This is a genomic window from Vibrio sp. YIC-376, from assembly GCF_052353105.1.
Lineage (GTDB): Bacteria > Pseudomonadota > Gammaproteobacteria > Enterobacterales > Vibrionaceae > Vibrio.
In genome coordinates this window covers 66,319-86,630 of the sequence record NZ_JBBWFK010000014.1, presented here as the reverse complement: position 1 = coordinate 86,630, position 20,312 = coordinate 66,319, and the positions used below count along the sequence as shown (strand labels likewise).

Below are 20,312 nucleotides of genomic sequence, written 5' to 3'. Positions count from 1 at the left end.
GGCTAGTCCTTTGATCTAATAGGAGTATCGAAATCTGGATACCTCGACATGCTTCAAGAACCTTCTCCACAACAATACGAACTTGAAATGGTGACGATGGAACAACTTGTTCCCAAAGACCACCTTGTGCGTAAAATTGACTCTGCTATCGATTTTGAATTCATTCGTGATGAAGTCGCCCACCTCTATTGCAAAGACAATGGCCGACCACCTGTAGACCCTGTCCGCCTATTCAAAATTATCCTACTGGGGTACATCTTCGGCGTAAAAAGCGAGCGTCAGCTTGTCAAAGAAATCGAAGTGAATGTCGCATATCGTTGGTTCCTCCGCATGTCCCTCACTGAAAAGGTCATCCATGCCTCGACACTCAGTCAAAACCGTATCCGTCGCTTCAATGGTACGGATGTCTTCGAACGTATCTTTATTAACATCGTTCAACAAGCGATGGCTAAAGGCTTAGTCGCTGGACAAGAGCTCTTTACTGACAGCACTCACCTCAAAGCGAACGCGAACAAAAACAAGCACACCAATAAACAAACGGCAGTCCGAGCGAGTGCATATTTAGATATGCTGGATGAAGACGTTGCACTAGACCGAGCAAAAGAGGGAAAGAAGCCACTTAAAGAACGAACTTCTGAGCAGAAAGCTAATAACACGAAGAGCAGTACGACTGACCCAGAAAGTGGCTTCATGACCCGAGACAATAAGCCGCAAGGGTTCTTCTATCTCGACCATCGCACGGTTGATGGTCAGCATGGCATCATCGTTGATACCCATGCGACCGCGGGGAATGTCAATGACTCCCAGCCTTATATCTGCCGTCTCGACCACACGCTTGAACAGTTTAACCTCAATCCTATCGCCGTTGGTCTTGATGCCGGTTACTTCACGGCCCCTGTTGCTGAATCCCTTGAGCGCCGAGGGATACTTGGCGTGTTCGGCTATCGCCGACCATCACGCACAAAGAATGCCTTCAAGAAGAAACACTTTATCTATAACAAAGAAAAAGACAGCTATCGTTGCCCCAACGGACAGGACCTTATCTACAAGACGACGTCACGCGGCGCTTACCGAGAGTATCACTCAGACCCTAAAGAATGTGCGTTCTGCCCAATGCGTGATGACTGTACTCAAAGTAAAAACATGAAGAAGGTCATCACGAGGCATATCTATACGGAGGCCATGGATAGAGCCAACCAGATGCGGCTCTCTGCTTATGGAAAGAAAACCTACAGGCGGAGAAGTGAAACGGTAGAAAGAAGCTTCGCCGATGCAAAACAACATCACGGTCATCGATACGCTCGCTTTCGAGGGTTAGCCAAGGTGCAGATGCAGTGCTGGTTGGCGGCGGCTGCTCAAAACATCAAGAAGATAGCGTTGGTGGTGAGCACTCTGCGTAAACTCGGCCTAAATCGAGGTGAAATAGCGCAAATCCTCACTTATATACGCCAATTTAAGAACACTAACGCTCTAGAGTTTATCTAACAAAAAATATCGCGATCGCGGCCTGCGGCCGCAAAAAAAACAGAACCCCACCTTAAAAGTGGGGTTCGTCATCAATCTGAGCCCAACTTGCGGTTGGGCTTGGTTTTGGATCGTCTACTGAGTGGTTTATTAAACGAAAATTTTCCCTTTCATATACAGCACACCATCACCGGAAACTTTAACGTGGTCTTCACTCACATCACAGTGTAAAACGCCACCACGTGCAGAAGCTTGGTAGGCGACAAGTGAGCTTTTACCAAGCTCTTTTGCCCAAAACGGCGCGAGCCCGGCGTGAATAGAGCCTGTTACAGGATCTTCGTCACCACCATTGGCGGGCCAAAAGTAACGTGAGACAAAATCATAGTCAGAGCCTTTTGCGGTAACGACAACATCGTACGGAGCGAGTTTCTTAAGCTGGGCAGATTGGTATTCAATGTCTAGCACGTCTTGCTGGTTATCTAAAACGACAAAGTAAGCTTGAGAGCTTAGCAATACACGTTCGACATTACTGCTGAGGCCCTCAATTAGTGCCGTTGGGATCTCTTTAACGGGGAGGGGAGCTCTGGCTGGGAAGGTCATTTCGATCTTACCGTGCGAATTTTTCACTACGGTTAGTTTTCCTACTTTCAGAGTGTAGAATTCGATACTGCCTTCAACATTCAATTGGTCAAATAACACTAATGATGAAGCGAGCGTCGCGTGACCACAAAAGTCGATTTCAGTCAGTGGCGAGAACCAACGAATTTCATACTGATTTTTACCGACTTGTTTAATAAACGCGGTCTCAGAAAGATTATTCTCTGCGGCGATGTTTTGCATCAGCTCAGGTTCAAGCCATTCAGTCAGGGGAACGACTGCGGCGGAGTTACCTTTGAACTGTGAGTTTGTGAATGCGTCAACCACGTAAATATCTAATTCCATTTCTTTTTCCTTTTCTGAGCAAAACCGGAGTAGCGTAAACACTATACTCAAACGCCTTCCGGTTGGGGAAGGCGTTTTCATCTCTGATCGTTAACTATGGCTTTTTAGCTGTTGTATTTCTCTTTCATTCTCAGTGCGACGTTAACCAAAGCAATTAATACTGGCACCTCAATCAGTGGACCAATCACGCCAGCGAAAGCTTGGTCAGAACTCAAACCAAACACGGCGATGGAAACCGCGATAGCAAGTTCGAAGTTATTACCGGTTGCTGTAAAAGCGATTGAGGCGTTTTTGTCGTATGGGAGTCCCATCTTGTTGCCAATAAAGAAGCTGGCAAAAAACATCAATACAAAGTAAATAGCCAGTGGAACGGCCACCCGGAAGACATCCATGGGCAGCTCTAAAATCATTTCACCCTTGAGGCTGAACATCAGCACGATAGTCGCGAGCAGAGCGATTAAGGTGATTGGAGAAATACGTGGAATGAACACGTCGTTGTACCATTGCTCTCCCTTAGTTGCGACTAGCCACTTGCGGCTAATAAAACCAGCTAGGAAAGGAATGCCAAGGTAAATCAACACGCTTTGAGCAATGTCACTCATCGAGATATCAACCACAAATCCTTCGTAGCCAAAGAATGGCGGTAGCACGGTGATAAATAACCAAGCCATAACACTGTAGGTCAGAATTTGGAAAGCACTATTTAATGCGACCAAAGCTGCGCCATATTCTTTATTACCACCACCGATGTCATTCCATACCAGAACCATCGCAATGCAACGAGCGAGGCCAATGAGAATGATACCAACCATATATCCCGGATGATCGCCTAGGAAGGTCAGCGCAAGGATGAACATCAGTATCGGGCCAACGATCCAGTTCATTACCAGAGAAAGCGTGATCGCTTTTTTATCTCTTGTCACCGTTCCTAGCAGACCATAGTTCACCTTGGCCAGTGGCGGGTACATCATCAGGATCAAACCTACAGCCAGCGGTACGTTAGTACTGCCAACAGACATTGCCTGATTCCATTCTGCAACTTGTGGGAATGCCGCTCCAATACCCACGCCAACAGCCATGGCAACAAAAATCCAAACCGTTAAGTAACGGTCCAGGAAGCTCATTCTGTTACTGGCATTATTTAATACTTCAGTCGTCATCGTATCTATTACTCGTTTATCGTCGAAAGACGATGTTTAAATATAACGTTCATCTGCATGCGCCTTATAAAGTGAAAGGATAATAGGCTAACTAAAAAGTGTGGAAAAACTGGTCTTGAAGTTCTCAAGAGTCTCGCTTTGGATTCGGTAACAAACCTTTGGGGGATTTGGCTCGGCAGTGATGAACCCTGCTTGCTTAAGAATACGTAAGTGCTCTGATACCGTGGATTGAGCAAGGCCAAGTTCAGACACTAAATCACTATTCAAGCACCCACCCATAGTGTCTAGTGTATGAAGGATATGCAGAATGCGTAAACGAGCAGGATGTGACAAGGCTTTTGCTTGTGCTGCTAACGTTTTTTCATTGTTAAGTTGTTGCGGAGTAGTCTCGAAAGAAACCTGGCAAATACTACTGCATTTATCGCTCATCGTTTGGTCTTTATAGTTAATCGTCGAATTACGATTGAGTCTACGAGGTACAAGATAGGTATGCAAGAGGTATCTTACCAAAATGAGGAAAAGCAGAACTTAAAGATACGACGTTAGGGGGTGTGGTATCAGGAGCTAAGTTCTGCTTTGAAGAGAAGGGTTAAGTCCAGTGAAACATCTCATTGAGGTGAATCAATGCCATGACTTCTAATTTGCTATGTGACTGTACGACGCGCTGTTGGAAAAAGGAAGCCATCGTTGTCTTATCCATGTTTGACATCATATTTGTTTCTCCTAATTGGGCTGACAACTGCAGTATGCGAAGAAAAGGGGATTGGAAAAAGAGAGTGAATTTCTTAAGTCCGTTCCTGGTTATGTTTAAATGAATAGGAAACCCTGCAAATTTGGGCGGATCTTATGGAAAAAGAGGAACTAGATTGATTGAGGTTTTCTTATTTTGTTTTTGCTAGGTTTAGTAAAATATCCTAACGATAAAATCTTCTATATCTAAGGAATGGTCGGTGTCAGATCTAAACTTGTTTCGCTACTATCAACGTTTGATGTCACTTGGGGTTGGTACAGAAACAAAAACTACACTACATGAAATCGCGGATTTGTTGTTTGTTTCGCCACGTCATGCGCGCAGTCTGTTAGCGCAAATGCAAGAACTAGAGTGGTTGAGTTGGAGTCCTAAAGCTGGCCGGAATCACCGTTCTTCTTTAATAGTAAATATCGAACTCGGCGCGTTGAAAGAGAGCCTGGCAGTCGAGCGAATCAAGTTAGGGAAATACGAAAAAGCACTCTCCATTCTGGATGAAGATGAAGCGGCTTTTGGTCGCTTACTAAAAACGACGTCCGGTGCATCGCTTCAAGAAGGAAGGCTCAATATTCAGCTGACCTACAAGCGTTTGTTTGAGCGTGTGGTGCCTCATCAACTTCAGCGAAGTAGTGAACGCTTTCTGTTGCGCCAAATATATTGCTGCCTCGTATCTAGTGATTACAACGGACAAATCCAACCGGAACTGGCTCATCATTGGCGATATGATGAAGACAATTTTGAGTGGACGTTTTATCTGCGTCCTGGCCTCACCTTTCACAATGGCGGCCCTATTGATGCTGAAATGGTAGTCAGTCTTTTCAATAAACTTAGACTTTTGGATTACTACGACAAAGACCTCGCCCATGTCGAAATGGTTACCGCGCCGAGTCCGCTTAAGATTGTGTTTACATTAAATAAGCCTGACTTGGGTTTTGCCGGTCTTGTTTCGGGAGTGAAGTATGGCATCCAGCCAGTAAGTCAGGTGAATGCGGCAAACAATCTTCTTGTCGTTGGGAGCGGACCTTTTTCTGTCATTGAACACAGTGATAATCGAATTAAGTTGCAGGCTTTCGATGGGTACTATGCTTGCAGAGTATTAACCGACCAAGTTACCATCTGGATTGTTGATGATGAGAAGATGGAAAACCCTTCATTATCTGCGAACACATTGCTAACGAATCGGACAGCGATTGATGGGGTATGCAGTCATTCAATGTCTGCAGTCGACACCGAAGCGCTACCATCGAGCAAAAGGAGTCGCATCGAAGATGGATGTCTGTTTGCTCTATTTAACCATAATGCTAAGCACAAGTTGTCTCAGGAGCAGCGCCGGTACATCAGTGATTTGATTCAGCCTAAATACTTAGTCGAAGTGTTGAAAAGTGAAAATATTGTGTTCGGCAGTATCCCAGCCTTCAACTTATTGCCAGCCTGGAAACCAGTTTTGAGACCATTTGGGGTTGAGAGCAAGTTGCCGAAGCACATTACCATCGCAGGTTATAACTATACGGCTTTGCGTCGATGTGCTCGTGCGATTTCATCCCGCTTAGAAGGTAAAGGTTGCAAAGTAGAGGTTGTGATGTATTCCTACCGAGAACTGAGTGAACGAGCCCGAAATGGCACTCTTGACGAGATGCTCGTGGTGACCAATACCAATCTGGATGATAATCGGCATGCGTCCGCATTCAGCAATTTTTTTAGTAATGCAGTATTACACCATACATTAGGCGAAGAAAACGCAGTCTGGTTGGATGAACAACTCGAAGCACTGCGAGCACATACGCCTCTTAACGATTATTTAACCGCGCTCGAACCCATAGCCACGACGTTAATCAGCGAATACTGGATAGCACCAATGTTTCACCACACACAAACTTTGCGTTTTCAGGGCGTACTGGAAGATGTGGCACTAACCAACTGGGGATGGCCCGAAATACGCTCTGTGTGGTGTGCTGATTAACGTTTGTTGTACGAATCAAGGTCTACAATTTCTATAAAGGTGACTCGACAACCACATATTTTCTCTGATCCCTTAAAGGTAGAAACCAGGTGTTCTGATATTGGAAATACGTCTGCCCATTAACTATGACGGTTTTCTTAGTGCTTGGGAGAGTATCGACTATTTCTCCTTTCTTGTAAGGGCTGTTTGAGGCAGCATTCGAGCCTGACGAGAGCACCACATCATTACTGTCTATCACCGTGTAGTTGCCGGCTGGCGGGCTTTGCACATACACATAGCGGTCGCCATTTTTCTGATAGTAGGCGTCGTGAACTATCGCGTACGTAATCCCGGCAAATATAGCGAATGTGGCGATGTCTACTAAGTCTCTGTGATAGTAATAGTAATGACCACGATAGGGTGGATAACGATAGCCTCTACGAACGTTAATATAGGTTGTGTGATGATGCGGTGGTCTAATCACAACCGGCGGACGGTAATAACTAGGCGGTCTGCTTACATTTGGTGGACGATGATAGCTCGGCGGTCTGCTTACATTTGGAGGACGATAGTAACTCGGTGGTCTATGCTGATACGGAGGCTTTACTGGTTTAGTAGGGTGCTTAATCGGCCGAGTCTGATGTTTGTTACCTGGTTGAGTAACTGGGCGTACATAGGGCTCGTTGTTCGGTTTAGCCGACACTGAAACCATACCAATGAGAGAAAATATCAAGGTTATTACAACCCATCTGATGATTGAACCGCTTTTCATAAAACGCCTCCGTTACATATTTGGAGAGCAGATGTACTCATGCCTAAGTATAACAGAGCATCAGGCTTAGGATGTGCTCTTATGCTGTTCAAGTATGAGAGATAAAAGACGAACTAAAAGGGATTGAGCTTCGGGAGACAGCACCCGGGCAATGGAAGCAAGATCGTTTTCGGAAACGTGCTCTACCCCTCTGATATCCAGAGCGATATCAAGATCAGTTAACTGTAGTGATCTTAAAATAGAGCGGTATTGTGAAAGTTTCAGGTCAGATTCACCTCGTTCGATTCTTTGGTAGGTTTTTACGCTCATACCTGCCATTTGGGCAATTTGTTCGCGGGAAAGACCTTGCTCTTTTCGCCTTTTGATAAGCGCTTCGATAATAGGGTCGACATGCATAGCTCCTCCTTTAGTGGACTGTTTTGACCTAAATAACGCAAGAAGTGGACCAGTTTAACCAGTCACTCTTTACCGATGTTAAAAATAGGTATAAGAATGGCGACCTAAAAATTACACATATTTCAGTTGGTTATAAAAAATGGAAAATTATCAGTCGTGTTATTCAACCACGAGTGAAGCGTTTATTCGCAAAATGCAATGCATTTTAGACAAATTACGCAGTGAAATCGCGGATAAGCCACAGGTATCGAGTGAGAACACTATAGCTCTAACGCGAGAATCTCAATTTCGGTTGATGAACTACAAGGAACTTTATCTGCATCGTGAATCGATTGGCGAAGAAGAGTTACAGACACTTTATGAAACAATGAGTGTGATTGAAAAAGTGATTGCAGATGAAGGAGTTTCTGCGCTGACGTACACGATTGAAGCGTTAGACAGGAAATGATGAGTGAGTATATCAAAGAGAGAAAACGTTCTGGATTTAAAGCCAAATGTTACGGAAGAAAAGATATAAATGCTGGGGAACCACACCCAGCATTTCGACACTGACTTACCAAATTTTCGAACCGTAAATCAGTGTTTAGAGGTATATGAACCGAAACTTGTCGGAACGCAGCGAATAATAGCGATATTGTCCGATCTAGGCTACGCCATTGGAATTTAACGCGCGCTCTCGAACTGTAAAATAAAATGTACGCTGTTTAAATATTAAGCAAAGTAAGTGGCTAGACGTTCGTCATGTCTGCAGGTCAACACAGCAACACATTTATGGTAGTTAAGTCACCTTGTTAAAATATCTGGCTAGAAATCTGACCTTTTACTTTTCAATCATCCTAGTTATGCCTTACAATCCCGCCGAACCAATCCCATTCCGTTAAGAATGGGAGATTGATGAATACGATGGATGATTTTTGCTTCGAACCCAAAAATTTGGCATCCCATCAATCAAAATATCGCCTGGAAATGATCTCCTGCATACCCATGATCATTAGAGTTAATTCTCTTAATGTTCGTTACGTGTTATGGCCTTTTGGTGTTTTTTTTGCGCCCAAATTTTGGCTAGCAGGGGACGTTTTGTTGTTTGTTCTATTTACGTAGTACGACTGGCGAAATAAAAACGGATTGAATTTAGAGGTATTAACCGTGAATCTAAAACTTGTCGGCAGTTCCCTGATCGTTGCAGGTACTGCTCTTGGCGCCGGTATGCTTGCTATACCTATGGTGCTAGCTCAATTTGGCCTCCTATGGGGCACTCTTCTTATGCTTTTCATCTGGGCTGGAACGACTTATGCGGCACTGCTTCTTCTTGAAGCAAGTTGTAAAGTTGGTGGTGGCGTTAGTATGAACGCGATTGCCCGAGATACACTGGGCAAAGGTGGTCAGTTGGTGACTAACGGCCTACTTTACGCACTGCTTGTCTGTCTGCTTATGGCTTACATTATCGGTGCTGGTGATCTTGTGCAAAAAGTCACTTCGTCTATAGGGTTTCCTGTTTCCACTATCTCAAGCCAGGTTGGTTTTACACTTGTGGTTGGCATCATCGTTTCTGCTGGTACCGGTGTTATTGATAAGCTTAACCGTGCCTTGTTCGTTGGTATGATTGTTGCGCTTATCCTCACTCTATTTGCTCTTATGCCAAGCGTAACGTTCGAAGGCTTGGATGAAGTAGTTAGTGAAGACAAAGTGGCGCTGATTAAAACTAGCTCTGTTCTATTCACGAGCTTTGGCTTTATGGTGGTGATTCCGTCTTTGGTCAGCTACAACAAAGAAGCGAGTAAAACTCAGCTGCGCAACATGATTATTGTTGGCTCGACGATTCCTCTCGTCTGCTACCTATTGTGGTTACTTGCAGTGGTAGGTAACTTACCGCCACATGAGCTTGTACAGTACTCAAACGTAACTGAGTTGATCTCGGTTCTGGGTCAGCATTACTCAGGTCTGGAGTTTATTCTGTCGATGTTTACGGGCCTTGCTTTGTTAACCTCATTCTTAGGCGTGGCGATGGCGCTGTACGACCAAAACGCAGATTTGCTTCAAACAAGTAAGCCTGTGGTATTTGTGACCACATTTATCTTGCCGTTATTGGGCGCAATCTTTGCTCCAGAGCACTTCTTAGCGATTCTTAGCTACGCCGGTATTATTCTGGTATTCCTTGCGGTATTTGTTCCGTTATCGATGACGATGAAAGTTCGTCGAGTACCAGTAGAAGACAATAATATCTATGAAGCTGGTGGCGGTGCGATGGGAATGAGTATGATGTTCCTGTTTGGTTGCTTTTTGCTGGTTGCTCAAGCGGTATAGTTTTTAAAAGACAGTTACATCAAATAGATAAAGAGAAAAGCCGCGTGACTACGCGGCTTTATTATTGGTTTTAAGACCAGAATGTAAGAACGAAGGAGTATTATCGCTCTGACGTAAATCTGATATATGGTGAAAAGTTTGACGATTTGGTGAAAAACCTTAGCGTAGGACTGACATGAATTCGACAGATGCTTCCTATTATATGAATAGCTAATTCGATAAGGGGAACTGTTGTGTCAAAACAATTATCTTTTGCCATAGCTGGCGTTATGCTTTCATTAGGTATGTTTAGTGCCGACGCGATGGCTGATCCGAAACACAAGCATGGTCATAGAGATGATCATCACCATTATTACGATTATGATGACGATCATCATCACCATAAGCGTAAATACAAGCACAAACATCGGGAAGTGATTGTCGTTGAATCAAGACCACCGAGATACAGATATTACCACCGAGATCGAGTTCCAAGTAATAGCGTCTTTATTCAAATCGGTAACTTGACCTACTTAAAGGTTGATGACCACTATTACCGTCGTTCGAACGACCGCTATGTCCATGTTGACTTAAAATTATAAAAAACAGCGAGCATTGCTCGCTGTTTTTGATTTTTGACCAATTTATACCGTAAATCGGTTGAGGATCTCATCTTGCTTACGAACGTCCTCTTGCTGTATTTGCATCGCTTCGTTGGTTCGATTCGCTGAGTCAGCGACCTGAGTCGAGAGGTCTTTGATGTTGACGGTATTATTGTTGATTTCCTCTGCGACCAGGCTTTGTTCTTCTGCTGCGGATGCAATCTGCAAGTTCATGTCTGAAATACGTTGAATGGCATCACGGATTCTCTGTAGCGCATTGTTGGCAAGTTCAGCCTTCTCTACTGCGTCCACAGCGCTACCTTTGCTTTGGTGCATCGCATTGGCTACAGATGATGCACCTGACTGAAGCTGTTCAATCATGTTGCGAATCTCTGTTGTTGACTCTTGGGTACGTTGAGCCAGCGTACGCACTTCGTCAGCAACAACGGCGAAACCACGGCCTGACTCACCAGCACGAGCGGCTTCAATCGCAGCGTTAAGTGCGAGTAGGTTAGTTTGGTCTGCGATGTCGTTAATGACTTTAAGGATGGTTTCGATGTTCGCAGTTGCCGATTCAAGAACATGAACTTCCTCTACCGCAAGATCAATACGATCAGAGAGTTGATTGATGGTTTGTGTGGACTCACTAACAATGGATGATCCTTCAATCGTCGCTTGATCTGCTTCTTTTGCTGCACTTGCAGCACCTTGTGCATTGTTCGCTACTTCGTTAGCCGTGACAGACATTTCGTGCATCGCCGTCGCTAACTGTTCTAGTTCCTGAAGTTGAGTTTGAATCGCACTTGCAGAATCTTCTGCGCCTTGAGCTGTAATTTGCGTACCATTTAGGATTTGGTCAGAAATGCTTTTAGACTCAATCATCTGATGCTGCAAGTTCTCTATAAAGGTATTAAAGTTTTTCGCCAGTTCAGAAAACTCAGGATCGGTATTGGTTTCCAGACGTTGTGTGAGATCACCTTTACCTGAAGCAACATCTTTAATCGCGTTGTTAAGTGCATCGAGTGGACGCATTAATGTACGGATCAGCAAAGTCAGAGCGATAATCGAGGCAATAATAGCAATGACCGAATACATGATTGCAGTGTTACGTAAATTGTTCACATCTGCATATGCGATGGTTTCATCAATCACTGCGCCCAGATACCAGTCTTCACCCGTAATATGGGTCAGGCTCACCATGAAAGGTTTGTTATCTAACTCGATTTGCTGAGTGGCGCTCGTAAGGTTCACTTGTGGCAGGTAGCTGCTTAGCTTCTCACCATGGTATTTGCTATCAGGGTGAGCAATGGTTGTGCCATCTTCAGAAACAAGAAACAGGTATCCGGCGTCAAATAAATTTACTTTGTTTACTAACTCAGAAAGGGTAGTCAGCTCCAGGTCATAAAACATAGCAGCCATAAACTGGCCATTTTCTTTGACTGGTGTACCAACAGAGATGATCACGTTTTTCGTTGAGATATCGACATACGGAGCGGTAACTATTAGATCGCCTTTGTTCTTTGCAGCCGTGAACCAAGGACGTTTACGAGGGTCGTAAGTTGCGTCTGGCTCCCATCCATCGTCATTTTCAACTACAGAACCGTTGCTTTCGTATCCTAAACCAATTGCTAAGAAATTGGATTTTAGTGTTGGTTTCTCGACAATATTCTTAACATAATCATGCGCACTAGGAGCGAGTTCAATGACCTCGGTAATAGAACGAGCGAGTTCCTTCTTAGCACTCATCTCTGATTGAACGGTGTTGCTTACACTGGTCAAAATTTCTTTTACGCTCGTATCAATATGCTCTTGAGTCTGAGAACGGATCGTCAACACCTGTTCAATAGACAATAGTGACACGGTAATTAGCAGCATAATTGAAGAAGCGGTGACAACCTTATGTCTGAATTTCATGAGCTCTCCTCTGAGTCTCCCGATTGGCCTAACTCTGCTTTCACCTCTTATTGTTCGGGTAAATTTTGCAGAAAGAGAAAGCGTTAGTGCTTGATTGTTTTTATATCGGCAACCTTATTAAAAACTTGAAGCCAAAGATGATCTTTTGTGAGGAAAATAAGTCAGTATTAAGCCAAGGTTATTATTGGAACGTAAGTTTTTCATTTATTGCTTTCATTTTAATTACTTACGATAAGAGGCATTTACAATACAAATGTTGCTATGCAATTGTAGGGAATAAAAATTGAAAATAACGGAGGCGATATCCATCTGTCGCCTGACTACTTTGTCGTCTAAATGTGGCTTCGACGGAACAGAAATCTGGAGGAGGGACTATGACGGTATGTATAAAAAAGGCTCCGCGATACGGAGCCTTTCTATGTAAGCATTCTGATATTAGAAGATCAGGTGAGCGACGCCAGCAATCACTGGTAGAGTGATTAGGGTACGTAGAATGAAGATAACAAACAGTTCTACGATGTTTACTGGGATTTTACTGCCTAGTAGTAGGGCACCAACTTCAGACATGTAGATAAGCTGAGTTACTGACATTGCTGCAATCACAAAGCGAGTCATTTCATTGTCAATTGACGCTGCCAGAATTGCTGGGATAAACATGTCAGCAAAACCTACAACGATAGTTTGCGATGCTGCAACTGCTTCAGGAATTTGTAACAACTCTAGGTATGGAATAAAAGGCTGACCCAGAATTTCAAATACTGGAGTGTATTCTGCAATTACTAGAGCAACAGTACCAAGACCCATAACGACAGGTAATACGCCGAATACCATGTCAATCGCGTTGTGAACACCTTCTTTGAACACAGATTGGAAAGATGTTACTTCAGATGCACGTTTCAGAGCTAAATCCATACCCCAAGAGAACGTTGTATGGCCTTCAGGTACTGCATCAGCATCTTTATCAGGTTTGCTGCCATCAATGTAACGATCTTTCTTCAGACTCAATGGTGGTAAGCGAGGAATGATTACCGCAGCGATAACACCTGCAAGGCAGATAGTGCCGTAAAACGGCAGGAATAAATGCTCTAGTTGTACCTGAGCAATTACTACCAAACTAAAAGTAATCGATACTGCAGAGAATGTTGTACCCACTACAGCAGCTTCACGCTGGGTGTAAAACTTGTTCTCGTACTGTTTGCTGGTCAGAAGGATACCTACACTGCCATCCCCTAACCAAGAAGCCATACAGTCGATAGCGCTTCGACCAGGTAGGTTAAATACAGGGCGCATTACTTTACTTAGAAGTGCGCCAAAGAGTTCCAAAAGGCCAAAATTCAGCAATAGTGGAAGCAATAGGCCAGCAAAGATGAATACCGCGAATAGTGTCGGCAATAGTCCGGTAAGAACCAGACCACCAGTGTTCTCTTCCCATACTGCTTTTGGACCAATCTGGAAGAAAGTCATCAGAACGGCTGCAGCACCAATAAGGCGAACAATTAACCAAAGTGGAGAAGGGTTGAACAAACCATTAAGGAAACCATTTCGAAGAATCGCAGCAGGCTGGAAGATTTTGCAAAGAACAGAAGCGACAGCCATAAAAGCGATGATTCCTGTAATAATGGCAATCAGTGCATCGCCTAATACAGCGGGAATGACTTTAGCCATGACCGCAACCGGAATAGTTAGATCTCCATCATAAGAGATAGGAGCCATAAAAAGTAGGAGGCCGATTAAGGATGGGATTAAGAACATCCAGAAGTTGCTCTTAGGAGCTTCAGTAGCATTAGTGTGATTGTGCATAGTTGTCTCGTGTTACTACTAGTCAATACCTGTCATAGTCCATGACATAAATATTCACTAAACATCCGTATTTAATCGCAGGTTGCGGAGGGTACCCGCAAACTACATCCATTGCAATACTATTCATTAAATACATTTACTTATTCAGTCGATTTGTCGGAAAATTCGTTAAATAAAGTAATTCTGTATAAGAATATGTTGCTCGTGTTAGAAAATTGTATCATCAAATAACTTTTGTGAAGATAAATATGGGAAGCAGTGTGACTGGAATTGTAAAAAGTCGATTAACTGTGATCTTTATCGCGTCGCTTTTCGGATGTTTTCCATTCTTAGGCATACTCGAAGTAGGGTTTTATCACTTACATGTAGCAATTTTTGATGGACGAAATGAGCGACAGGAAAGCGAGAATACTCTATTGATATCGCAGTAGTGTTTTACTGTATGACAGATGCGGAGGTATTCACTTGGGGTCTTTTGATGTCTTGCTCGACCTCCGCAAGGTTTATGCTGATGAATTTTTACATGTATCTTGTCTGAACTTAAGTGATATCAAGGTGTTTGTTGGCGGCCAAGCGTATATAGATACACCCAATAAATGAGTGCTGTGCTAAATGCCAACAGAGCTGGAAATATCAAAGTGTGTAGACCGTACACAGTAAAGAGCGCTGTACCCGCAATACCCCCTAATAAAAATCCAGTAAAGATAAATATTAACAACTTCGCTTTGCGTCGGTCGAATTGACGTCCCCTTAAGCTTTCACCAATCATTATTCCAAGATCAGTAATGATTCCTGTCATATGCGTTGTTCTGATTACGGCACCACTGAATGTGGTGATCATAGCGTTTTGTAAACCACATGCGGCAGAAGCTAAGTACTGGCCGTACACATTACCCTGCACCAAAAAGCCCAAACTTAAAAGAAGCAGGCTTCCTTCTATACAAAGCGCGACACCGTATCGCCGACCAAGTTTTAACGCGCTACTTTCGATAAAAAAGCCACTGAATGTAGCGCCAATTAAAAAGCTGAATATGATAAAGAGCAGGTGAATGGAGCTGTCCATACCTGTTAGTAAGCTGTTCCCTAGCTGAGTTACGGTTCCGGAAATGTGCGTTATCGCTTGATGTTGAAAGCCGAGAAGACCTACGGCATTGACGCAGCCCGCGAGGAGAGCAAGTAGAAATGCGCCATATTCCACCCAACGAGGAAGTTTTGAAATCACAATTAAACCTCACCAAATGTTAGGAGACGATTATAGCGCTCATACGCAGATACGAAACCCCTTACTGTACAACTGGGTTGATCAGTCTCAAAAAAAACTCAAATAGGAAAATTATCGCAAGGCCATGAGGTTATTGAGTGTACATAATAGCGTTGTATTGAGGTGCTTACCGGAAAATCACGGTTACATCGAGCTTACAGTAGGAGTAAAGGAAATAAGTCAGCATCAGCCTGGCTATTCGATGTGCTCTAAGGTGCACTCGAAACTTACCCAGCCATGTTTTCGCTCCTCATAAATAGATACTGTAGGGCGATGAAACTCTTTATCACCAAATAACCCGACGGGAACAACAACGATTTCTGGCGCTGCAGGCAATAGCAAACGCATGGTCGTCCCACACGAAGGGCAGAATTCGTATCGAACTTCATTCCCATCATCGCTGATTCTGGTGTAGCTAATCACGTCACCATCTAAGATGACACGTTCTTTACTGAAGCGTGCTTGCACCCCAAATACACTGCCTGTTCGCTTTTGACACTCAAAACAGTGGCAAATGGATGTACGTATTGGTTCACCGTTACAGCGAAGCTGAACCAAACCGCAAGCACATTCACACGAGTGGATTATGTTTGTCTTCGGCATCTTAATTACTTTTCAATTTCCCAGAAAATAGTTTAGGACATTTATACCCAATTGACTTCAAATCGTTGCCTTATATGCAATCTGATTCATTATTCACAAGCCAGATAGTGCGACTAGAATATAAGCGTGTTGTCGTGAATTTGTATCGTGCAAAATTTGAACTGAATAGGGCGTTTTTATTTTGAAACATTTGAAGTTTTAAAGGGATATACGTTTTCGGGTTATGGATCATTAATTGGTATATACTCCGAGCGAAAGATACAGAACATAAAAACAAGGAAGTCTTCATGGCTCGTAACCGAATTTTGCCTATTCCACTTATTCTTCTCATTCCCATTCTATTATTAATCGTCGTCATTGTTGCTGGTCTTTACCGATTTAGCCTATCTGATGACGAAATATTGAACAAGTTTCCAAACAACGAAGTTCAATCTAATTCTATTGTTTCGGAAGTTCTGAATATTAAATCTTCAAACCCATGGACAATTCAGGTTCCAGAGCAAAATGCGGTGAGTTTTCTGCAGGAGTGGGATAAGGAGCTTGGCTATTTGATTGGCAACTATGATGCTGGAGCGACGAAAGGCAAGGTTCTGTTACCGACTGAGTTTATTGTACAGCGACAGATTAACCAAGAGCCTTGGATCGTCGCGCCTATGATCGTGACTACACAAGGTACAGGTTCATTTTATTATATTGGTCTGTTCAAATTTGATGCAGTACCAAGCAGAGTGATATTACTTGATAGTGTCTTCATTGGTGACCGTATTAAATTTAACCAATTGCAGTGGCATGATGACACTAATATCGAAATTTCTTATCTGACGCACGATGTTAATCAAGCGATGGCAGAAACACCAAAACAATTAAATTCTGTATTAATTACGCGCGTCGGAAATTTCTTACATATGCAACAATGATGAATTTATTTTGATTCTGTAAAAAATAAGTGTTTTCTGAGCTAGATCTCAAAATTTCATAGTGATTTCTTATGCGGGAATGCATAAGCTATGTCCCATGTTTAAAAGGAGAAAGTAATTCCCGTGTCTACAAATGAAATTACAAGACGGTTGCCGAATCTGACAGGACGTAGAGCGCTGCTGTTGTACTCCTTGCCCGTGTTAGTCGCTATTGGTGTTTCTCACTCTCTCAAAGAGTCATCATTAACGAAAACCATTGCCTTAAATCTGCCTGAATCCAAGGTAGTTGAAAGAATTCTTGATGCGACAACGACAACTGCAACTACAGAAGTTGTCGTTCCACCAAACTTCGAATATCAAATCCAGGCCGGTGATAATCTGAGTACGATTTTTAGTCAGCTCGGTTTCGGTTACAGCTCTCTTATGAAAGTAATGGAAACGGATTTGAACTACCTTGCATTAGATACACTAAAGCCAGGTAATACTCTTCGTTTTTGGCGTGATGATATCGAAGGTGAACTACTTAAAATGGAACTGCAATTCTCTATTGCAGATAAAGTAGTTTATGAGCTAAACAGCGATGGCGGCTATGACTTTACCGACATTTCTATTCCGGGTGTTTGGAATCAGGAACCTTTAGTCGGTGTCATTCAGGGGAGCTTTTCTTCGTCAGCGAGTCGTCTAGGTTTAACTTCTGCTGAGATTAGTCAGGTAGTGACGCTGCTGAAAGAGCAACTTAATTTTGGTCGAGATCTTCGTGCTGGTGACCGCTTTGAAGTGGTTAGACGTGCTCAAAGTATCAATGGTGTCTCGACGGGCAAGAATGAAATCGAAGCGATTAAGATTTATAACCGCGGTCGTGAAATCACCGCTTACCTGCATACAGATGGCCAGTTTTACAACGCCAAAGGTGAGAGCCTGCAACGTGCATTCCAGCGTTACCCGGTTAGTCGCAGTTGGCGTGTCAGCTCTGGGTTTAACCCGCGTCGCCATCATCCTGTGACAGGTCGAGTTGCACCACACAACGGTACTGATTTCGCCACTCCGATCGGTACACCAGTCGTATCAACGGGTGATGGAACCGTTATCATGACACGTAAACACCCTTATGCGGGTAACTACGTGGTGGTCGAGCACGGCAGCAAGTACAAAACCCGATACCTGCATTTGAGCAAGATCTTAGTTAAGAAAGGCGACAAAGTTTCTAGAGGGCAACGCATTGGCCTTTCTGGTAAAACAGGTAGGGTAACCGGTCCACACCTTCATTACGAGTTGATTGAATACGGTCGCCCGGTGAACGCTATGCGAGCAAGTATTCCAATGGCGAGTTCTGTACCGAATAAAGAGATGGCAACTTTCATTGCTAACCGTGATGAGATGGATAAGCTTTTGAAGAACAAAGAGAAAGTGGTTCTTTAATACAGACATACATCTTAATGAATAATCGAGAATTAAAAGGCCAAGCACTGCTTGGCCTTTTTTGTTATGCACTTTTAGCTTGTCGTTTGTTAATCAAAGCTACCATTTCAGTGACGCGGTTTGGCTTAGCGTAAAAATAACCTTGAATGAAATGACATCCCATTTCTATCAACTTTTTCGATGCCTTCTCGTCTTCTACGCCTTCGGCCACTAGGCTGACGTTGAGCAATTGGGCAAGTTGCACGATCAACAAGACCACTTGCTCAGAAGTTCTATTGGAAAGCATATTCCTAACAAACGTTGCGTCTATTTTTATGCTGTCGATAGGGTAGTTGTGGATGTAATTCAAGCTAGAGTAGCCTGTACCAAAATCATCCAAGGCGACTTTAAATCCCAGATAGCGTAAAGAATTGAGAACCATTTGCTCACGACCACTCAGAGATAGAAGAACGGTTTCGGTAAGTTCGATGACAAAGTCATTGGCCGAATGGTGGTACTTTGAAACCATGTTTGTTAAGTGGTTGATATAGCGTTTTGAATCAACTAATTCGTAAGCGGAGCAGTTGATCGATAGCTTCACTTTGTATCCGAGTTTCATTTCCAATTCTTGTTTGGCGATGCAAGCGAGCTCAATGATACGTTCTCCGAGTTCAACGATTAAACCCGATTGCTCAGCAGCTTCTATGAACTCGGTAGGAGAGATGGTGCCTAATACACTGCTATTCCAGCGAGCCAGAATTTCAAAGTAATCCCAGCGATTGTTCGTGACGTCTACTATAGGCTGCACGACAACAAACAGTTCCTGATTGTCGCAAATACTCGTTTTTAATTGGGTTCGGATGGCCTCAATGAGTTGAGTTTGACGGTGATAAAGCGCACTCAACTGGTTGTCATAGTGCTGAATTCTCGTATCTCTGTGTTTTTTGCAATCTTTTAGTGCTAGGCTGGCGTTTAAAATGAGTTCATCACTGCTCAGCATTTTAATGGGAGAGCGTGCAATGCCTATGCTAACCGTGAAGGAGATGCGGTTTGACTTATCGCTGTATCCAGCCTCGATCTTATCCAGAATTTGTTGACAGATAGCCACTGGATCTTCGTCAAAGGTGATAAAGGCAAATTCGTCGCCAGCCACTCGGAATGCATTATCGGGTGATGACAAGCTTTGCTGTATTATATTTGCAGTGAACTTTATAATCTGGTCGCCAATGTAGTTGCCATTGATGTCGTTAATCGACTTAAAGTTATCTATATCAAGATAAGCGAGGTTAAATGGGTGTGTGGCTTGGTGTGTTAAGGTCTCTAGCGTATCCGCTAAACAACTACGATTTAGCAGTCCGGTTAGATTATCATGAGAGACTTCGTAACTCAGTTGATTTAGAAGCTTGTCAGAGCGCTCACTGACCCATTTCTCTCGCAAGCTATGAATGATGACATTGGCATAAAAGCGATGAAGTTCCAGTATGGGCTTAACTTCATTATCTGGGACACTGCGAGCGAAAGTCGATACCAAGATGCCGAGAACATCGCCATTTTGTGTTTTTAGTGGTAACCCTAGATAAGCCCTTACATTGTCATCTAGAAACATTCCCTCATCAGAGACGTAGCGGTAGACATAGTCTTTATAGAATATCTGTTCGCCGATATCCTTCACCACTTCCTCGCAAGGCGTACCAGAAAGTGGGTAAATTAGGTCATCTTCAATTTTACCTCCGCTAGCGACGGATATTGTGTGAGCGGAGTGCTGAAGATGAGCCACCTCTACGATACAGGTACAATGACTCTGTATCTGTTGATGGATATCTAATATCACTCTGTTAAGCAGAGCACTACCACTCAGTTTCAATATTTCAGCAAGCTTTTGCAAACTGATTTGTACATGATCCATTGTACACGTCACCTAACGTTGATTATTTAATATCGAGTGTTGTTTGTTGTTATTCGCGAGCACTTAATATTTGATACGTATCAGACAAACTATCGTTTACTTAGTTGAATTTTTCAAACTTTGTCATTGACCAAAGTAATAAGTGAGCTGCTTCGAAGTGTCATAGTCAGGCAATTTTTCTTTCCTTCATTCAAAGTATTGTCGGCG

General features: G+C 43.3%; 18 protein-coding genes. 7 read left to right on the top strand and 11 right to left on the bottom strand.

From position 1 onward, the window contains the following. Positions 1-48: 48 nt before the first annotated feature. Positions 49-1,485, top strand: coding sequence for an IS1182 family transposase (locus tag WJM94_RS20605; protein WP_444493534.1), 1,437 nt, complete (start codon positions 49-51; stop codon positions 1,483-1,485). Positions 1,486-1,614: 129 nt separating this feature from the next. Here the strand turns inward: WJM94_RS20605 and WJM94_RS20600 are convergent, their stop codons facing one another. The 4 genes from WJM94_RS20600 to WJM94_RS20585 all read right to left on the bottom strand — a co-directional run bounded on the left by WJM94_RS20600 (position 1,615) and on the right by WJM94_RS20585 (position 4,278). After that, positions 1,615-2,406 carry a PhzF family phenazine biosynthesis protein gene (locus tag WJM94_RS20600; protein WP_444496051.1) on the bottom strand — a complete coding sequence of 264 codons (792 nt, stop codon included), beginning with the start codon at positions 2,404-2,406 and terminating at the stop codon, positions 1,615-1,617. Between the two features lie 104 nt (positions 2,407-2,510). Continuing rightward, entirely contained in the window at positions 2,511-3,566 is a 1,056-nt protein-coding gene (gene arsB, locus WJM94_RS20595; RefSeq protein ID WP_444496050.1) for an ACR3 family arsenite efflux transporter, read from the bottom strand. Positions 3,567-3,653: 87 nt separating this feature from the next. Next, entirely contained in the window at positions 3,654-3,995 is a 342-nt protein-coding gene (locus WJM94_RS20590; protein ID WP_444496049.1) for an ArsR/SmtB family transcription factor, read from the bottom strand. A 160-nt stretch (positions 3,996-4,155) separates the two neighbouring features. Further along, positions 4,156-4,278, bottom strand: a complete 123-nt coding sequence (locus WJM94_RS20585; RefSeq protein WP_444496048.1) for a hypothetical protein — start codon at positions 4,276-4,278, stop codon at positions 4,156-4,158. Positions 4,279-4,516: 238 nt separating this feature from the next. Here WJM94_RS20585 and WJM94_RS20580 point away from each other — a divergent pair, with 238 nt between their 5' ends. After that, positions 4,517-6,274, top strand: coding sequence for an SgrR family transcriptional regulator (locus tag WJM94_RS20580; protein WP_444496047.1), 1,758 nt, complete (start codon positions 4,517-4,519; stop codon positions 6,272-6,274). 31 nt (positions 6,275-6,305) lie between these two features. Here WJM94_RS20580 and WJM94_RS20575 read toward each other — a convergent pair whose 3' ends face one another. Together WJM94_RS20575 and WJM94_RS20570 are read right to left on the bottom strand one after the other, a co-directional pair. Further along, positions 6,306-7,025, bottom strand: coding sequence for a hypothetical protein (locus WJM94_RS20575; RefSeq protein ID WP_444496046.1), 720 nt, complete (start codon positions 7,023-7,025; stop codon positions 6,306-6,308). A gap of 66 nt (positions 7,026-7,091) precedes the next feature. After that, a complete protein-coding gene (locus WJM94_RS20570; protein ID WP_444496045.1) occupies positions 7,092-7,421 on the bottom strand; it encodes a helix-turn-helix transcriptional regulator in 330 nt (109 codons plus the stop codon). Between the two features lie 139 nt (positions 7,422-7,560). On the opposite strand from WJM94_RS20570, the gene WJM94_RS20565 reads away from it, so the two are divergent. The 3 genes from WJM94_RS20565 to WJM94_RS20555 all read left to right on the top strand — a co-directional run bounded on the left by WJM94_RS20565 (position 7,561) and on the right by WJM94_RS20555 (position 10,306). Next, positions 7,561-7,869, top strand: a complete 309-nt coding sequence (locus WJM94_RS20565; protein ID WP_444496044.1) for a hypothetical protein — start codon at positions 7,561-7,563, stop codon at positions 7,867-7,869. Positions 7,870-8,567: 698 nt separating this feature from the next. Beyond that, on the top strand, positions 8,568-9,725 hold the full coding sequence (locus WJM94_RS20560; protein WP_444496043.1) for an amino acid permease: 1,158 nt from the start codon (positions 8,568-8,570) through the stop codon (positions 9,723-9,725). Between the two features lie 233 nt (positions 9,726-9,958). After that, positions 9,959-10,306 (top strand): hypothetical protein, encoded by a 348-nt coding sequence (locus WJM94_RS20555; RefSeq protein WP_444496042.1) that lies wholly within the window; start codon positions 9,959-9,961, stop codon positions 10,304-10,306. 42 nt (positions 10,307-10,348) lie between these two features. Here the strand turns inward: WJM94_RS20555 and WJM94_RS20550 are convergent, their stop codons facing one another. From WJM94_RS20550 to WJM94_RS20535, 4 genes are all read right to left on the bottom strand, one after another. Next, the gene (locus tag WJM94_RS20550; protein ID WP_444496041.1) at positions 10,349-12,220 is read right to left on the bottom strand and encodes a methyl-accepting chemotaxis protein; all 1,872 of its coding nucleotides are present in this window, start codon (positions 12,218-12,220) and stop codon (positions 10,349-10,351) included. 435 nt (positions 12,221-12,655) lie between these two features. Next, positions 12,656-14,020 (bottom strand): YjiH family protein, encoded by a 1,365-nt coding sequence (locus WJM94_RS20545; protein WP_444496040.1) that lies wholly within the window; start codon positions 14,018-14,020, stop codon positions 12,656-12,658. A gap of 550 nt (positions 14,021-14,570) precedes the next feature. Continuing rightward, complete coding sequence (locus WJM94_RS20540; RefSeq protein WP_444496039.1) at positions 14,571-15,242, bottom strand: YoaK family protein; 672 nt, start codon at positions 15,240-15,242, stop codon at positions 14,571-14,573. Between the two features lie 234 nt (positions 15,243-15,476). Then, the gene (locus WJM94_RS20535; RefSeq protein ID WP_444496038.1) at positions 15,477-15,884 is read right to left on the bottom strand and encodes a GFA family protein; all 408 of its coding nucleotides are present in this window, start codon (positions 15,882-15,884) and stop codon (positions 15,477-15,479) included. 287 nt (positions 15,885-16,171) lie between these two features. Between WJM94_RS20535 and WJM94_RS20530 the strand changes: the two genes are divergently transcribed. Further along, a complete protein-coding gene (locus WJM94_RS20530) occupies positions 16,172-16,801 on the top strand; it encodes a hypothetical protein (RefSeq protein WP_444496037.1) in 630 nt (209 codons plus the stop codon). 123 nt (positions 16,802-16,924) lie between these two features. Further along, the gene (locus WJM94_RS20525) at positions 16,925-18,220 is read left to right on the top strand and encodes a peptidoglycan DD-metalloendopeptidase family protein (RefSeq protein WP_444496036.1); all 1,296 of its coding nucleotides are present in this window, start codon (positions 16,925-16,927) and stop codon (positions 18,218-18,220) included. 64 nt (positions 18,221-18,284) lie between these two features. Here WJM94_RS20525 and WJM94_RS20520 read toward each other — a convergent pair whose 3' ends face one another. Next, positions 18,285-20,105, bottom strand: a complete 1,821-nt coding sequence (locus WJM94_RS20520; protein ID WP_444496035.1) for a putative bifunctional diguanylate cyclase/phosphodiesterase — start codon at positions 20,103-20,105, stop codon at positions 18,285-18,287. Positions 20,106-20,312: the final 207 nt, after the last annotated feature.

Excerpts from the sequence above, each read along its gene's own strand:
- WJM94_RS20605 (WP_444493534.1), top strand. The coding sequence starts at position 49 with ATGCTTCAAGAACCTTCTCCACAACAATACGAACTTGAAATGGTGACG.
- WJM94_RS20600 (WP_444496051.1), bottom strand. The coding sequence starts at position 2,406 with ATGGAATTAGATATTTACGTGGTTGACGCATTCACAAACTCACAGTTC.
- arsB (WP_444496050.1), bottom strand. The coding sequence starts at position 3,566 with ATGACGACTGAAGTATTAAATAATGCCAGTAACAGAATGAGCTTCCTG.
- WJM94_RS20590 (WP_444496049.1), bottom strand. The coding sequence starts at position 3,995 with ATGAGCGATAAATGCAGTAGTATTTGCCAGGTTTCTTTCGAGACTACT.
- WJM94_RS20585 (WP_444496048.1), bottom strand. The coding sequence starts at position 4,278 with ATGATGTCAAACATGGATAAGACAACGATGGCTTCCTTTTTCCAACAG.
- WJM94_RS20575 (WP_444496046.1), bottom strand. The coding sequence starts at position 7,025 with ATGAAAAGCGGTTCAATCATCAGATGGGTTGTAATAACCTTGATATTT.
- WJM94_RS20570 (WP_444496045.1), bottom strand. The coding sequence starts at position 7,421 with ATGCATGTCGACCCTATTATCGAAGCGCTTATCAAAAGGCGAAAAGAG.
- WJM94_RS20565 (WP_444496044.1), top strand. The coding sequence starts at position 7,561 with ATGGAAAATTATCAGTCGTGTTATTCAACCACGAGTGAAGCGTTTATT.
- WJM94_RS20550 (WP_444496041.1), bottom strand. The coding sequence starts at position 12,220 with ATGAAATTCAGACATAAGGTTGTCACCGCTTCTTCAATTATGCTGCTA.
- WJM94_RS20545 (WP_444496040.1), bottom strand. The coding sequence starts at position 14,020 with ATGCACAATCACACTAATGCTACTGAAGCTCCTAAGAGCAACTTCTGG.
- WJM94_RS20535 (WP_444496038.1), bottom strand. The coding sequence starts at position 15,884 with ATGCCGAAGACAAACATAATCCACTCGTGTGAATGTGCTTGCGGTTTG.
- WJM94_RS20530 (WP_444496037.1), top strand. The coding sequence starts at position 16,172 with ATGGCTCGTAACCGAATTTTGCCTATTCCACTTATTCTTCTCATTCCC.
- WJM94_RS20520 (WP_444496035.1), bottom strand. The coding sequence starts at position 20,105 with ATGGATCATGTACAAATCAGTTTGCAAAAGCTTGCTGAAATATTGAAA.